Genomic DNA, 14,954 nt, shown 5'->3' with positions numbered 1-14,954 from the left:
GGTCAGAACGCCTCGATCTCGGCGACGTAGGTGTCCCACGACGTCTGCGGGTCCTCGACTCCGTCGAACACACGGGTGATGGCATCCTGCAGCGCGGTGTTGTACTTGAAGTAGTCCGCGCTCTTGTACGGCGTCACCGTGATGGCATCGGATCGATCCGCGAAGATCGTGCCGGTGGGCGCGTCAGCGAAGAACTCGTTCGTCGAGTCCGTGATCGACGGGGCACTCTGCGCGTCGACCGCGCTCGGGTAGGCGCCGACGTTGACGAAGGTCTTCTCCTGCTGCTCCGGAGCGGTGAGCCAGTCCGCGAGCTTGAGAGCCTCGTCGACGTTCTTGCCGTTGGCCGGAACGGTCAGGTACGACCCGCCCCAGTTGCCGCCACCGTTCGGGAACGCATTGGCGATCTCCCAGCCGGTGACGTCGGGCGCGTTGCCCGAGATGATGCCGAGCATCCACGGCGGGCACAGCATCGCGGCGAACTCACCGTTGGCCATGGAGGCGTTCCAGTCGTCCGACCACTGGCCCGAGTAGGCCGAGTTCGGGATGCCTCGCTCGACGATGAGGTTGTATGCCGCCTCGACCTCGGGGTTGGTCGCTGCGACGACGGTGCCGTCGGGCTCGTCGTACGGGAACTCGATCTGGTTGACGACGCCCTGGAACGCGGAGTTCGCGGCGTCGAGCATCGGCTTGCCCGTGGCGGCCTTGTACTGGTCGGCGAGGTCGAAGAACGTGTTCCAGTCGCCGTCGATCGCCGCGGCGACCTCGTCCGGCGTCGCGGGAAGGCCGGCGGCGGCGAACAGGTCGGCGCGGTAGCACACCGCCTGCGGACCGATGTCGGTGCCGAAGCCCACGAGACGTCCGTCGCCGTCGGTGGCGGCTTCCTCCTTCCAGTCGACCCAGCGGCCCTTGGCGCTGTCGGGCACCTCGGCGAGCAGGTCGGAGTACTGCATGGCCTCGGCGAACCAGTCCACCTCGACGGCCTCGATGTCGGCGAGGCCCTCTTTGCCCAGCTTCGAGAAGAAGTTGGCGCGGGCGTCGTCGGTGATCGCGGCGCGGTTGTGAACGATCTTGATGTCCGGGTTCTCGTCCATGTACTCCTGAAGGAGCTCATCGTCGTATCCGAAGTCATTGAACGTTGCCAGGGTCAGCGTGATCTGGCCGTCTTCGCCGGCGTCGTCGTTGCCGGCGTTGCCGGCGCAGCCGGCGAGGACGACGGCCGAGGCCGAGAATGCGGCGATTGCCACAGCGCTTCTGCGGAAGGCGCGTGCGTTCACTGTCACTCCTTTGTGTTGTCAGGATTGGTGTGTTGCAGGGTTTCCGACCGCGGACAGGCGCCGCGGTCGGACTCGTGGGAGCGGTCCCACCGATTGAGACGCAACGCTATGGGATCGCTCCCAAGAATGTCAAGGGAGCGCTCCCATGGCGTGGTCACGGTTCGATCACGAGGTGGAGGCACGGGACCCCGGGGCTCCGGACAGCGGGAGGATGCCGGAGCCGTAGACTGGGATCAACCCCTGCCCGCGACATCCATCCGGAGCTGTCTGATGCCCACCATCGTCGTCGACGTCATGCCCAAGGCCGAGCTTCTGGACCCGCAGGGGAAGGCTGTCACCGGAGCCCTCTCGCGACTGGGCGTCGACGCCTTCAGCGCGGTGCGCATCGGCAAGCGGTTCGAGCTGACCGTCGAGGGCGAGGTCGACGACGAGGTGCTCGCGACCGCCCGCCGCATCGCCGACGAGATCCTCTCGAACGCGGTGATCGAGGACGTCGTGGCCGTCGAGGTGGTCGAATGACCGCCCGCATCGGCGTCATCACGTTCCCCGGGTCGCTCGACGACCGCGACGCGCAGCGCGCGATCCGCGTGGCCGGAGGCGAGCCGGTCGCCCTGTGGCACGGCTCCCACGACCTCGAGGGCGTGGACGCGCTGGTGCTGCCCGGTGGCTTCAGCTACGGCGACTACCTTCGCGCCGGCGCCATCGCCGCGCTGGCACCGATCATGAGGGAGGTGACGGATGCCGCGGCCAAGGGCATGCCGATCCTCGGGATCTGCAACGGCTTCCAGATGCTCGTCGAGGCCCGGCTGCTGCCGGGCGGCCTGATCCGCAACGCCCACCAGCAGTTCATTCGCCGCGACCAGCGCCTGCGCGTCGAGAACAGCGACACCGCGTGGACCTCGGATTTCAGCACTGACCAGGAGATCGTCATCCCGCTGAAGAACGCCGACGGCGGGTACATCGCCTCAGAGTCGGAGCTGGACCGTCTCGAAGGCGAGGGGCTCGTCGCCTTCCGCTACCTCGGCGTGAACCCGAACGGGTCACTGCGCGATATCGCCGGTCTCACCAACGAGCGTGGGAATGTCGTCGGCCTCATGCCGCACCCCGAGCACGCGGTGGAGCCGGGCTTCGGCCCCGACACCTCGGTCGCGATGCGGTCCGGCGTCGACGGCCTGTCGTTCTTCACCTCGGCCGTCGCCGCGGTGGTCGCGCAAGCCGCCTGACGCGTTTCGTCTCGCTTCGCTCGCTCAACGAGCGCGTTGGGTTCAGACGGTGCCCGCGGGCGGCCAGACGCCGATGATCACGGCCATGACCACGAGCGTCACGAGCTCGTGCGCGATGTTCAGGACGGTGAGCGAGCTGGGCCGCCCTTCGAACGCATCGTGGGTGATGAAGCGGGCGGCCGTGAAGCCCGCCCACAGGATCACCGCGGTGCCGAGAGCCGCGAGCAGGTAGCCGCCGCCGTAGAAGTGCCACGCGATGGACGATGCGCCGGCAAGCACCCACGCCGTGATGAAGCTCACGATCAGCGTGACCACGATCGGGATCACCGCGCTCGCACCGGTCCGGTCCATGTCGACGTTCGCGAGCCTCGCCCAGCGCGTGCCGAACACCTTCGGCGTGTACCAGATCGAGCCGACGAGCATACTCGAGGCCATGGCCAGCAGCACCGCCCAGTAGTTGATCTCGGGAACCATCTCCGCCTCCTTGCGTCCGGTTGCCCGAACTCTAGCCCCCGGCGACCCCGGTAGCGTGGATGCCGTGAGCAGCGGCATCCGGAATCTCGTCGTCAGCGTCCCCACCGAGCAGCTGGCGGCCGATCTCGGCCCCGTGCCTGACGGGGTCGAGGTCGTGGTCTGGCCGATGGATGCCGAGGCCCCTCGCGACCGGTTCGACATGGTCGTGCCGCCGTACATGTCGATGGCGCGCGTGCTCGCGCGGCTCGAGGGCGTCGAGGTGGGCCTGGTGCAGGGTCAGTCGATCGGATACGACGGCGTCGCGGACGTGCTGCCCGAGGGCCTGGTGTTCGCCAATGCCGCGTCGGTGCACGAGACCTCGACCGCCGAGCTCGCGGTCGGACTCGCGCTCGCGGCGCAGCGTCATCTCGACGCGTTCGCTGTCGACACCGCGGCCGGCCGCTGGGCGCCGGTCTTCGCCGAGAGTCTCGCCGACCGGCGCGTCCTGCTGCTGGGCTACGGCGGCGTCGGCAAGGCGGTGGCGGCTCGGCTGTCCGGTTTCGAGGTGCACCTCACCGCCGTGGCTTCACAGGCACGCGAGGAAGACGGGATGCGGGTGCACAGCGTCGACGAGCTGCCCGAGCTGTTGCCCAGGGCCGAGATCGTCATCGTGTCACTGCCGGGTGGCGCGCGCACCCGCCGACTCGTCGACGACGCCTTCCTGGCCGCGCTGCCCGACGGCGCCCTGGTGGTCAACGTAGGCCGCGGCACTGTCGTCGACACCGAAGCGCTGGTGGATCATGTCGGGCGTGGGCGCATCCGTGCCGCGCTGGACGTCACCGATCCCGAGCCGCTGCCCGAGGGGCATCCGCTCTGGAGCCTTCCCGGGGTGCTGATCTCGCCCCACGTCGGCGGCGCTTCCACCGCGATGTCGCCGCGCATCGCGCGCCTGGTGCGCACCCAGATCGAGAGGCTGGCCGCCGGCGAGCCACCGATCAACGTGGTGCTCGGCGGCTGACCGACGCGGCCGATCGCCGTGCTCAGAACACGATGACGGGCTTCACGGTGCGGCCTTGGTGCATGTCGTCGGCGGCCTGTGCGATCTCGTCGAGCGAGTAGCGCTTCTCGAGCCTCTCGAGCGGGAGCTTTCCCTCGGCGTGCAAGGCGATCAGACGGGGGATCAGGTCAGCCGGGTCGGTGTCGCCCATCGTGACCCCTCGAAGCACTTTTCCGGTCAGCATCCCCTGGATGTCGACGGGAATCTCCGTGCCGGGAGGAGGTGCGCCACACACGAGCACCGTGCCACGCACCGCGGCCGCGTCGATGGCTCCGCGCGCGACCTTCGGGCTGCCCGTGGTGTCGAAGCTGAGGTCGACCCCGCCGCCACCGGTCAAGGCGGCCAGGCGCTCGGCGACGTTCTCGGTGCCCGCGTTGATCGTCGCGGTCGCGCCGAGCTCCTCGGCGAGGCGCAGCCGTTCGTCGACGAGATCGATCGCGATCAGCTGGGTCGGCCTGCGCTGCGCCGCGGCGATGACGGCCGACAGCCCGACGGCCCCGGCCCCGTAGACGGCGACGACGTCGCCCTCACCGGGATCGAGCACGTTCCACATCGATCCGAAGCCGGTGAGCACTCCGCATCCGAGGGGCGCGAGCACCGTGAGGTCGGCCTCCGGGTCGACCTTGACGGCCGACCGCTCGTCGGCGATGGCGTACTGCGCGAACGACGACTGTCCGAAGAAGTGGCTCGCGACGTGTTCGCCGCCTCGCGTCACGTCGCCGGAACCGTCGGGGCGCAGCATCCCGAGCAGATTCCGCGGCAACCAGGTCTCGCAGTAGGCGGGGTGGCCGGAGGAGCAGGCCGGGCACGACCCGCACGAGGTGAAGCTCAGCAGCACCTTGTCTCCGGCGACGAGACCGGTGACGCCCTCGCCGACACGGTCCACGACGCCGGCCCCCTCGTGGCCGATGATCCCCGGCGAAGGGAAGGGGATGCCGCCGGCGATCACGCCGAGGTCGGTATGGCACAGGCCTGAGGCCACGAGCTTGACGAGCACCTCGCCCGGCCCCGGATCGGCGAACTCGACATCGCTGACGACCAGTTCTCCGGCCTCGAGAACGGCCGCACGGCCGCCCGTCATACCGCCCGTCACTGGGCGGGCCCCTGCTCGAGGTTGAACACGATCGAGTGCGAGCGCTGATACGAGGCCATCGCCTCGGGTCCACCCTCGCGTCCCCAGCCCGAGTCCTTGACCCCGCCGAACGGGGTCGCGGGGTCGAGCAGGGCCCAGCCGTTCACCCACGTGATCCCGGCCTCGAGTCGCGCGGCGACGCGGTGGGCCTTGGCCAGGTCCGACGTCTGAATCCCGCTCGCGAGACCATAGCGAGTGGAGTTCGCGAGCTGGATCGCCTCGTCCTCGGTGTCGAAGGGCTGCACCGTGAGCACCGGCCCGAAGACCTCCTCCGACACCGCCTCGGCGTCGGCGCCGAGGTCGGCCAGCACCGTCGGGCGGTAGTAGAACCCGTCGCGTTCGGCCTTCTCTCCGCCCGTGACGACGCGGGCGCCGGCGGCCTTCGCCCTCTCGACCATGGCGGCGACCTTCTCGAGCTGGTTCGCACTCGCGAGCGGCCCGATCACGGTCTCGGGATCGGTGATGTCGCCGAAGGGCACATGCGGCACCGCATCGGCGAGGATGCTGAGCACGACGTCGTAGATCGGGCGCTCGACGAGCAGCCGGGGTCCGGCCATGCAGAACTGCCCGGAGTTGAACACGAACGCCGAGATGACGGTGTGCATCGCTGTGTTCAGGTCGGCGTCGGCGAAGAGGATGTTCGCGGCGTTGCCGCCGAGTTCTGCGGTGAACGACTTCAGGGTGCTGCCCGCGAGCTGCGCCGCGTGGGCGCCGATCTCGGTCGAGCCGGTGAACGCGACCTTGTCGACGTCCGGATGAGCGACGAGGTGGTCGCCGATCACGGCGCCCGAGCCCGTCACGACGTTGAAGACTCCGTCCGGCACGCCGGCCTCCTGGAGAATCTCCGCCATCACCAGCGCGCTCAGCGGGGTGTCGCTCGCAGGCTTGTGAACGATCGTGTTGCCGGCGATCAGTGCGGGGGCGATCTTCGAGCTCGACAGGATCAGCGGGAAGTTGAACGGCGTGATCGCGGCGACGACGCCGATCGGCTCCTTCTTGACGTAGACGTGCGCGTTGCCGGTGGTCTCGCGCACAGCACCGTCGAGGTGGTGCCCGAGGCTCGCGTAGTACTCGTACAGCTCGGCGGCATTGTTGACGTCGACGACCCGGGCGAACGTGATCGGCTTTCCGACGTCGGTGCTCTCGGCGCGGGCGAGCTCGTCGGCGCGCTCTCGCATGAGCGAGTACGCGCGCTGCAGGACGCGCGCGCGTTCGCGGCTGGACAGCCCCGACCACACGCCCGAGTCGAACGCGGCGCGCGCGGCTGCGACCGCGGCATCGACGTCCGTGGTCGTCGCCTTCGCGACGTCGGTGAGCTTGCGCCCGGTAGCGGGGGCGGTCACGTCCATGCGGCCGCCGTCCGAGGCATCCCGCCACTGCCCGCCGATGAAGAGTCGTCCCGGCGGGAAGGCTGTGGTGGATGAGGATGCCGTGGCCGACGTCTCGGTGATGGTCATGGTGGTGCTCTTCTCTTCGTTGAGGGTTCGGGGTTGAGGGGTTCGGGTCTGTCGGGTGCCGGTGCGGCGTTCAGGTCGCGACCGGCGCGAGGGTCGCGAGACGCTCGAGCAGCTCGGCGAAGCCGGCCGGATCCTCTTGGAACGGGGCATGTCCGTGCGGAAGACGGATGATCTCGGCACCGCTTCGCACGGCGAGCGACTCCTGGAAGGCGGGCTCGACGACGGCGTCGTTCTCGGTGAGGAGGTAGGTCGTGGGCTTCGCCCGCCACGCGACGCGAGAGACCTGGTCTCCGAACGAGGCGAGCGACTGGGGCCGGAAGAGATCCGCGAGCTGCTCGGATGCCTCGCGGGGAACGCCCGGGGGCATGTCGGCGGCGATCAGCTCGACGCGCTCCTCACGGGTGCGACCCATCGTCAGCTGGTGGTCGGAGATGCCCCACACGCCGGGAAGGGATCCGCCCATCACGCTGAGCACGCTCTCGCCTGCGTCGAGCGCGAACGCCGCCACATAGACGATGCGCTCGACGGCGGGATGATCCCCCGCCTCGGTCACGGGTACGCCGCCGTACGAGTGCGCCACGAGCACGACCGGCCCGGCGGCGCGGTCGATCGCGGCGGTGATGGCCGCGGCATCCCCCTGCATGCTCCCGGTGCTGCCGGTCGACGGAAGATCGACTGCATCGACCTCCCAGCCGCGTTCGCGGAGGATCGCGACGAGCGGGTCGAACTCCCATGCGCCCACCCAGGCGCCGTGGACGAGGATGATTCGGGGACGGATTCGCGCAGTCATCGGGGTTTCCTGCCTCTTCGGAGGAGCTGCGCACAGCTTCGCGATCGCGAAGCCGACGGTGCGCATCTGCTCGGTCGACGTCGGTGTCTTCCCCAGGCTGCCCGCGCGCGCCGGCCGCCGGTATCCGTAGGACTACGTAACCTGCGCCCCTGACGCGAAGGTCGCCTCGTACCACGCCGCGATCTGAGCGCGCGACGAGAAGCCGAGTTTGCCCAGGATCCGCTGCACATGCGTGTCGACGGTGCGCACCGAGAGCACGAGTTCGGTGGCGATGTCGCGATTGCTCATGCCTCGATGAATGCGCATCGCCACCTCGCGCTCGCGCGCACTGAGGCCACCCGACAGTGGCACCTTCGGATCGAGTGCCAACGTGCGCACCTCGTCGAGATCGAGATCTGCGCCCACAGCGAGCAGCCGGCCGAATCGCTGCGGACCGAGCCTGCGGCGCAGCTCGTCGACGCACCGATCGTGGTGGGCTGCCAGCTGTGGTCCGTGCGCCGTGATCGCCGACCCGATGAGCCGCCAGCGCGCCTCGGCCGCCCCCAGCAGGACCGCCGCCCGATCCGTGAGGCCGCGCGCCGTGTCGATCCAGCTGAGCACCTCGAGCATGAGGCACTCGCCAACGGGATCATCGAATCCGCGATCTGTGACTATGGGGTCCCGCGCGAACCGCTCGGCGGCATCCAGGTCGCCCTCGACGAACGCGGCCAGGGAGAGTGACCACAGCGCGTGCGCACGCATCCAGGTCTCTCCGACGGACTCGGAGTAGGAGAGGGCATCCTCGGCGGCGCGGGATGCCTCCGGCTCACGCAGATGGCTCAGTGCCGTGGTCAGCTGGAACTGGGCGAGGAGGGCCTCTTCGGGATGCCCACACTCGCGGGCGGCGAGGATGGATGCCTCGAACTCGCCCACGGCATCCTGGGGGCGGCCCGAGAACATGGCGTGCGTGCCGCGCCAGCGATGGATCTCGACGCTGATCGTCGCGGCCCGGTCGGCCGGCAGCGAGGCATCCGGCATCCGGCTGTCCGCGTCGGCGAGTCGCGCCGCCGCCTCGTCGAGGTCACCCTGCAGCAGGCATAGCCAGGCCGCGTCGACGAGGGCTGCCACCCGGTGCATGGCAGAGCCGCCCGGCAGCGCGAGGACGCGGCTCGCCCAGCCGCGTCCCTCCGGGATGAATCCGCCCACCGCCCAGTGATAGCGCAGGTCCGAGAACAGAGCGAGCGCGGTATCGGCGTCGGTCGTGGTGGCCAGGGTGAGAGCGGAGTGCAGCTCGGCCCGGTCGGCGCGAAGCCGCGCCAGGACCGCGGACTGGCCCGGCCCGTACCAGTCCACGCGCGAACCCGCCGCCACGGCGGCGAAGTGCTCGAGGTGGCGCCGGGTCAGCGACGGGGACCGTCCCTCCTCGTCGGCGCGCTCTCGTCCGTAGCTGCGAATCGTCTCCAGCATGCGGAAGCGACCGGTTTCGTGATCCGCCTCGACGACGGACTGCGCCACGAGCTCGTCGAGCGGATCGACGACGTCGTCGATCGTGTAGCCCCCGACTGCCGCTGCGGCGGCGAGGTCGAAGGATCCCGAGAAGACCGCCAGCGCACACCAGAGCTCCCGCTGGTCGGCCGAGCACAGGTCGTAGCTCCAGTCCACCACCGCACGCAGCGTGCGCTGTCGTTCGACGGTGCTTCGCGAACCGCTGCGCAGCAGGGTGAACCGGGACGACAGGCCGCTCACGAGCTCGGCCATCGAGAGGGTGCGCAGTCGGGTGGCTGCGAGCTCGATCGCCAGGGGCAGGCCGTCGAGCGACCGGCACAGCTCGGCGGCGGCATCCGAGTCCGTCGTCTGCAGTTCGAAGCCCGCGTCGGCGGCCCGCGCCCGGGCCACCAGGAGTGACACCGCTTCAGAGGGTCCCTGCGGGGCCGCCTCCATCGACAGCGGGGGCACCGCGAACACCAGCTCGCCGTCGATCTCGAGCGGACGACGGCTGGTGGCCACCACTGTGAGCTGCGGAAGTGCGAGAAGCAGCTGATCGGCGAACGCGGCGGCCGAATCGATGATCTGCTCGCAGTTGTCGAGCACCAGGACGGCGGGTGTGTCACCGAGGGCGGCGGTGATGACCTGGAGCGGATCGCGCGCCGACTGATCCGCGAGGGGAAGGGCGCGCACGACCGCCAGCGGAAGACGCGACGGGTCGTGCACGGATTCCAGTGGCACGAACCAGCAGGCGATCCCCTCGCGGTCGGCGTACTGGTTCGCCGCGCGCATGGCGAGGCGCGTCTTGCCCGCACCGCCGACGCCCGTGAGCGTGACGAGCGAAGAAGTGCGCAGCAGCGCGTCGAGGGCCTCCAGCTCGCGATGGCGGCCGACGAACGCGCTCCGCGGTTCTCTGATCATCACGACTCCAGGCGACGTCGCCTACGCGGGCGCTGCTGCACTCCGGGTGCTCGATTATCGCAGGGATCGCGATGCTCAGCGGCTCCGGGTCGTCAAAGGGTCAGCCGGTGTTCAATAGCCGACCCGGGCACCGCGGCTATCGCGGTGCCCGGGTCGGGTCAGGGTCGGGTCCGAGTCGGCGCCGGACTCTGCTCAGTCGCTCGTCACGAGCGGCGCGTGCGCGAGACGCGGCGGCCCACCAGCAGTCCTGCGCCCACGGTGAGGAGGCCGAGGGCGGCGAGCCCGGCGAGCGGCGACACCGAGGCGCCGGTCACAGCCAGCGCGCCGGACGCTGCCGCAGACACCGTGAGAGCGGCCGTGGCCGAGACCGCGCTCTGCCGCCCGGTCACGACGATCGAGTGCGTACCAGCGGTGGTGTCGGCCGGGATCGTCACGACGACGCTGAATTCGCCCGAGGCGGCGACCACAGCGGTGCCGACCGTGACGGGTGCCGAGTGCAGCACGACGTCGACGGTCTCGCCCGGGGTGAAGCCTGCTCCCGAGACGGCGATCCGCTCCCCGGCGGAGGCGGTCGTCTCGCTCAACGAGACCGCGGCTTTCACGACACCGGATGCGGCCACCGTGCGAGACTGCGGCGCGTAGCCCTCCTTGGCGCCGGTGACGGCGACGCTCAGGAGGTGCCCGACGTCGGCCGAGCCGAGCTCGTACGTGGCCGCGGTCGCGCCCTCGACGAGCTCCTCGCCGCGGAACCACTGGTACGAGAACGAGACGGGGGCGGGGCTCCACTGCCCGGGCGCGACCGTGAGGGTCTCGCCCGCGAGCGGGATGCCGTCGATCGACGGCTGGCCCGGGGTCAGCGCGCCCGGGCCGGGCGTGGAGTTCACCAGGTGCAGGGCGCCGCCTCGAACCTCGATAGCGGGGTTGTAGCCCGCGGGCAGACCTTGCACATCGACAGACGTGAACTGGTCGTTCTCGCCCAGCGAGCCGAAGGTCGCCAGGACAACGTCGTCGGCGGGCACGACGCCGTCGGCGAAGGCGACCGTCAGCGTGCCGTCCAGCTCGCCCTCGCCCGCCACCTGGAAAGCGGGGCTCGTGCCGTCGACCGTCAGTGCGAGCGCACTGCCGGGCTCGAGAGCGAGATCGCCCCCGATCACGACGGGCTCGCCCGCCGTCTCGGAGAGGACGCCGTCACCGACCGACACATCGCCCGCGCCGAGCGCCGTCGCGGACGCGGCGACGAGAGATCCGCCCTCGACTGCGGTGCCACCGGTGAACGAGTTGGCGCCGCTCAGGGTGAGCGAGCCGGTGCCCGACTTGGTGAGCGAACCTTCGCCCTCGATGTCGTTGCGCCACGTGTCGGCCGCGCTGAAGCCGCCGTCTGCGGCGTCCATGTCGACAGCCACGTCGGTCGCGAAAGCGCTGTACCCATCGGCGGCGGCATAGAGGTTCAGCCGGCCCCAGCCCTCAGCGTCGTCGAGTAGCGCGTAGCCCGACTCGAGGCCCGTGGAATGCAGCACCCACCGGCGCTGCTCGTCGGTGAGGTAAGGCAGGCGCGACTCGATCAGCACTTCGGCGCCCTTGGGGACGACCACCGGGAGCCCGGCCTCGCCGGTGCGGGGCAGCCCATAGGTGAGGCGCTCCACGTACAGCTGCTCGTTGCTTGCCGCGTCGGCGTACGGATCCTCGGCCGCGGGCGTCGTCGCCAGGAGTTCCCGCGCGTTCTCGCGCGCCGCCGCCATGGCCTCGGTGTTGGCGGGATTGCTGAGCGCGCCGGCAGAGACCGCGGTCGACATCATCCGGCCACCGATGACATCGGCCGGCGAGTGCATGCCGGCGACGATGCGGCTGTGCCCGATCTCGGAGGCGCTGGTCAGCAGCTCCTGGAAGCGTTCGGGGACCGCGTAGGCCAGGGCGTAGCTGGCGAGCCACGCCGCGTTGGTGTGCCCGCTCGGGTAACCGCCGTCGGTCAGCGGCGTCGTGCTCTTGACCGCCTCGAGCGCAGGGACGACTAGGACCTCGTCACTCCAGCGCCACGGTCGGGCGTAGTTGTAGTAGCCCTTCGACGGGTTCGTGGACGCCGAGGAGCCGCGGAAGACGTTGACGAGGTTGACGATGTCGCCGTACGTGGAGTCCACATCGGCCCACGTGCCGTTGGCATTGCCGCCGTCGCTGTACTTCTGCACCGGTGCGTCGGCGGGCACCTCGTCGGGGATGGTCGTGCCGGCGTTCGTGCCCGCTCTGAACTCGGCGGCATACGGACCGAGACCCTGGATGGCGGAGTAGTTCTGGTTGCGGCGGTCGTAGATGTACGCCGCGTCGGCCTGCTCGTCGGTGCGCGTCTGGGTGATCTCGGCGGACTCCGCGATGTTCGCGGCGTGGAAGTCGGGGTCGAGGATCGTTCCCAGGCTCTCGGGGATGAGCGAGCCGTCGGTGCGGTACTCGGGGGTCGGCGTCGCTTCGGGCGTCCAGTACTGCAGCATTTCGGTCAGCGCACCGATCGCGGCGTTGGTGTCGGGTGTCGTGTTGGCCGTCGTGTTGGTCGCCCATGCGTCGACGAAGTGCCGCCCCCACGCATCAGGCTGCGGCGCGATCGAGTCGCCCGGCGCCGCGTGGGCGGCGGGCACGACGGCGCCGCAGGCGATCGCGGCCACCACAGCGGTGGCGGTGACGGCGGCGGCGCGCTTGCGCACACCGCTCCGGTCGGGACGGGGAGATGTCATCGAGGTTCCTCTGTGCTCGGAGGCCCGCGGACCGCGAGCCTGGGAGAGTACATCGACCCCGGCTTGACGACCGGGGTTGGGGCCGTGAACGGCAGATGAACGCCGAAATATCGGCGACGTCGGCCCCAGACTAGGGCTTCGCGTCAGCATCCGGCGGGAATGACGGAAAGCGTGTTCCGGCCGTGCGAACCTCAGGCGGTGAAGACCGTGTGCACGTCGCCCACGGCGTCGCGCCCGCCGAGTCCTTCGAGTTCCATCAGCACGGCGGTGCCCACGACCGTGCCGCCGAGGGTCTCGACCAGCTCGTGCGCGGCGCGGAGGGTGCCGCCGGTGGCCAGGACGTCGTCGACCAGCAGCACCCGGGCGCCGCCGGCGATGTCGTCATGCGCCTCGATCGTCGCCGTGCCGTACTCGAGCACGTACGAGACGGATGCTGCGGGCCGGGGCAGCTTGCCGGCCTTGCGGATCGGCACCAGACCCGCGCCCGCCTCCATCGCCGCCGCGCCGGCCAGCAGGAATCCGCGAGCCTCGACCCCGGCGACGACGTCGAACGACCCCTCGAACGGGGCGATCATGGCGTGGATGACGGTGCGCAGGGCACGGGCATCCGCAAGCAACGGCGTGATGTCGCGGAACAGCACGCCGGGTTCCGGATAGTCCGGGATCGTCCCGATGAGCGATTCGGCGCGGATGAGGGCTTCGGACGGCACTGGCCCACTGTACGCCGCGCGACGGCGAGTGGTCGTGTAAGCGCTTGCAGTACACTGGCGCGATGACTTCCGCAGAGACCGCAGAGCGCACGGATGCGTTCCTCGCCCCCATCGGCGGCGAATGGTGGCGCACCGCCGTGATCTATCAGATCTACCCCCGCTCGTTCGCCGACGCATCCGGCGACGGCATCGGCGACCTGCCCGGCATCACGTCGCACCTCGACGATCTGGCATCGCTGGGCATCGACGCCATCTGGCTGAGCCCGTTCCAGCGCTCGCCGCAGAAGGATGCCGGCTACGACGTCAGCGACTACTGCGATGTGGACCCGCTCTTCGGCACCCTGGCCGACTTCGACACGATGCTCGCGGCGGCGCATGCCCGTGGCATCCGGGTCATCGTCGATCTCGTTCCGAACCACTCCTCCGACCAGCACGAATGGTTCCAGGAGGCGCTGGCCGCCGCGCCCGGCAGCCCCGAGCGCGCGCGGTACATGTTCCGCGACGGCAAGGGCGAGCACGGCGAACTGCCTCCGAACAACTGGGACTCCGTCTTCGGCGGTCCCGCCTGGACGCGCGTCGTCGAGGCCGATGGCACCCCGGGCCAGTGGTACCTGCACCTGTTCGACTCGTCGCAGCCCGACTTCGACTGGTCCAACGAAGAGGTGCGCGAGGAGTTCCGCCGCATTCTGCGCTTCTGGCTCGACCGCGGCGTCGACGGCTTCCGCGTCGACGTCGCCCACGGCCTGGTCAAGGCCGAAGGGCTTCCCGATTACATCCCCGACCCCGAGACGGGGTCCATGGGCGGCGAAGAGGAGAACGTGCCGTACTGGGGCCAGGAGGGCGTGCACGAGGTGTACCGCGACTGGCGCACGATCATGCAGGAGTACGAGGGCGACCGCGCGCTCGCGGCCGAGGCGTGGCTGCCGACCGCCGACCGCACCGCGCAGTGGGTGCGCTCGGACGAGATGCACCAGGCCTTCAACTTCCCCTACCTCCAGACCGAGTGGAACGCCGGCGAGCTGCGCGAGGTCATCGCCGAGTCGCTGCGTGCGTTCGGCGGCGTCGGTGCTCCCGCGACGTGGGTGCTGTCCAACCACGACGTCGTGCGCCACGCATCACGTCTGGCGCTGACCGCCGAGAACCCGCAGGGCCACGGCATCGGCCCGGACTCCCCCGGCAAGCCCATCGCCGACGTCGGTCTGCGCCGCGCACGCGCCGCGACGACCCTCATGCTGGCGCTGCCTGGCTCGGCCTACCTCTATCAGGGCGAGGAGCTCGGGCTGCCCGAGGTCATCGACATCCCCGGCGACGCCCGGCAGGACCCGACATGGTTCCGCACGAACGGCGAGCGGTACGGACGCGACGGCTGCCGCGTGCCGATTCCGTGGACGACGGATGCCCCGGCCTACGGTTTCAGCCCGTCCGGTGCGTCGTGGCTGCCACAGCCCGCCGAGTGGGGGAAGCTCGCCCGCGAGGCCCAGGCCGGCGTGCCGGGCTCGACGCTGGAGCTGTACCGCCTGCTGCTCGCCGAGCGGCGAGCGCGCGACCTCGGCGCGGGGACGCTCGAGTGGATCGACGGATTCGGACCGGATGCCGTGGCATTCCGCAACGGGAATGTCACCGTCGTGGCGAACACCGGTGCCGCGTCGATCGCGCTGCCGGACGGTATCGTGATCGCGTCGAGCGGTCCCGCCGACGGCCGCGAGCTGCCGGTGGACACGACGGTGTGGCTCGCGAACGACTGAGCGGCGCG

General features: G+C 70.2%; 12 protein-coding genes. 4 read left to right on the top strand and 8 right to left on the bottom strand.

Features of this window, described 5'->3' with window-relative positions; translation table 11 throughout:
- Positions 1 to 2: 2 nt before the first annotated feature.
- The gene (locus K0817_RS18055) at positions 3 to 1,274 is read right to left on the bottom strand and encodes an ABC transporter substrate-binding protein (protein ID WP_219983064.1); all 1,272 of its coding nucleotides are present in this window, start codon (positions 1,272 to 1,274) and stop codon (positions 3 to 5) included.
- 270 nt (positions 1,275 to 1,544) lie between these two features.
- On the opposite strand from K0817_RS18055, the gene purS reads away from it, so the two are divergent.
- Positions 1,545 to 1,793, top strand: a complete 249-nt coding sequence (gene purS / locus K0817_RS18050; RefSeq protein WP_219983063.1) for a phosphoribosylformylglycinamidine synthase subunit PurS — start codon at positions 1,545 to 1,547, stop codon at positions 1,791 to 1,793.
- Complete coding sequence (gene purQ, locus K0817_RS18045; RefSeq protein WP_219983062.1) at positions 1,790 to 2,497, top strand: phosphoribosylformylglycinamidine synthase subunit PurQ; 708 nt, start codon at positions 1,790 to 1,792, stop codon at positions 2,495 to 2,497. Before purS ends, purQ begins: the two co-directional genes overlap by 4 nt.
- Before the next feature lie 42 nt (positions 2,498 to 2,539).
- On the opposite strand, the gene K0817_RS18040 is transcribed toward purQ, so the two are convergent.
- A complete protein-coding gene (locus K0817_RS18040) occupies positions 2,540 to 2,971 on the bottom strand; it encodes a DUF1761 domain-containing protein (RefSeq protein ID WP_219983061.1) in 432 nt (143 codons plus the stop codon).
- Between the two features lie 64 nt (positions 2,972 to 3,035).
- On the opposite strand from K0817_RS18040, the gene K0817_RS18035 reads away from it, so the two are divergent.
- Positions 3,036 to 3,968, top strand: a complete 933-nt coding sequence (locus K0817_RS18035; RefSeq protein WP_219983060.1) for a 2-hydroxyacid dehydrogenase — start codon at positions 3,036 to 3,038, stop codon at positions 3,966 to 3,968.
- Positions 3,969 to 3,990: 22 nt separating this feature from the next.
- Here K0817_RS18035 and K0817_RS18030 read toward each other — a convergent pair whose 3' ends face one another.
- From K0817_RS18030 to K0817_RS18005, 6 genes are all read right to left on the bottom strand, one after another.
- Entirely contained in the window at positions 3,991 to 5,088 is a 1,098-nt protein-coding gene (locus K0817_RS18030) for an NAD(P)-dependent alcohol dehydrogenase (RefSeq protein ID WP_219983059.1), read from the bottom strand.
- A gap of 8 nt (positions 5,089 to 5,096) precedes the next feature.
- The gene (locus tag K0817_RS18025) at positions 5,097 to 6,596 is read right to left on the bottom strand and encodes an aldehyde dehydrogenase (RefSeq protein ID WP_219983058.1); all 1,500 of its coding nucleotides are present in this window, start codon (positions 6,594 to 6,596) and stop codon (positions 5,097 to 5,099) included.
- Positions 6,597 to 6,666: 70 nt separating this feature from the next.
- Positions 6,667 to 7,386 carry an alpha/beta hydrolase gene (locus tag K0817_RS18020; protein ID WP_219983057.1) on the bottom strand — a complete coding sequence of 240 codons (720 nt, stop codon included), beginning with the start codon at positions 7,384 to 7,386 and terminating at the stop codon, positions 6,667 to 6,669.
- Between the two features lie 132 nt (positions 7,387 to 7,518).
- Positions 7,519 to 9,771, bottom strand: a complete 2,253-nt coding sequence (locus K0817_RS18015) for a LuxR C-terminal-related transcriptional regulator (protein WP_253735510.1) — start codon at positions 9,769 to 9,771, stop codon at positions 7,519 to 7,521.
- 203 nt (positions 9,772 to 9,974) lie between these two features.
- Positions 9,975 to 12,491 (bottom strand): phosphatase PAP2 family protein, encoded by a 2,517-nt coding sequence (locus K0817_RS18010; protein WP_219983055.1) that lies wholly within the window; start codon positions 12,489 to 12,491, stop codon positions 9,975 to 9,977.
- 191 nt (positions 12,492 to 12,682) lie between these two features.
- Entirely contained in the window at positions 12,683 to 13,201 is a 519-nt protein-coding gene (locus tag K0817_RS18005) for an adenine phosphoribosyltransferase (RefSeq protein ID WP_219983054.1), read from the bottom strand.
- Positions 13,202 to 13,263: 62 nt separating this feature from the next.
- Between K0817_RS18005 and K0817_RS18000 the strand changes: the two genes are divergently transcribed.
- Positions 13,264 to 14,946 (top strand): glycoside hydrolase family 13 protein, encoded by a 1,683-nt coding sequence (locus tag K0817_RS18000; protein ID WP_219983053.1) that lies wholly within the window; start codon positions 13,264 to 13,266, stop codon positions 14,944 to 14,946.
- The last annotated feature ends 8 nt before the right edge of the window (positions 14,947 to 14,954 follow it).

The organism is Microbacterium sp. HD4P20 (assembly GCF_019449275.2).
GTDB lineage: Bacteria > Actinomycetota > Actinomycetes > Actinomycetales > Microbacteriaceae > Microbacterium.
Note: the sequence above shows the minus strand (reverse complement) of the source record. Positions and strands in the feature narration are given on the sequence as shown.

What these genes read in the sequence shown, in the direction of transcription:
- purQ (WP_219983062.1), top strand. Translation starts at nt 1,790, where the DNA reads ATGACCGCCCGCATCGGCGTCATCACGTTCCCCGGGTCGCTCGACGAC.
- K0817_RS18020 (WP_219983057.1), bottom strand. Translation starts at nt 7,386, where the DNA reads ATGACTGCGCGAATCCGTCCCCGAATCATCCTCGTCCACGGCGCCTGG.
- K0817_RS18015 (WP_253735510.1), bottom strand. Translation starts at nt 9,771, where the DNA reads ATGATCAGAGAACCGCGGAGCGCGTTCGTCGGCCGCCATCGCGAGCTG.
- K0817_RS18000 (WP_219983053.1), top strand. Translation starts at nt 13,264, where the DNA reads ATGACTTCCGCAGAGACCGCAGAGCGCACGGATGCGTTCCTCGCCCCC.
- K0817_RS18030 (WP_219983059.1), bottom strand. Translation starts at nt 5,088, where the DNA reads ATGACGGGCGGCCGTGCGGCCGTTCTCGAGGCCGGAGAACTGGTCGTC.
- purS (WP_219983063.1), top strand. Translation starts at nt 1,545, where the DNA reads ATGCCCACCATCGTCGTCGACGTCATGCCCAAGGCCGAGCTTCTGGAC.
- K0817_RS18025 (WP_219983058.1), bottom strand. Translation starts at nt 6,596, where the DNA reads ATGACCATCACCGAGACGTCGGCCACGGCATCCTCATCCACCACAGCC.
- K0817_RS18010 (WP_219983055.1), bottom strand. Translation starts at nt 12,491, where the DNA reads ATGACATCTCCCCGTCCCGACCGGAGCGGTGTGCGCAAGCGCGCCGCC.
- K0817_RS18040 (WP_219983061.1), bottom strand. Translation starts at nt 2,971, where the DNA reads ATGGTTCCCGAGATCAACTACTGGGCGGTGCTGCTGGCCATGGCCTCG.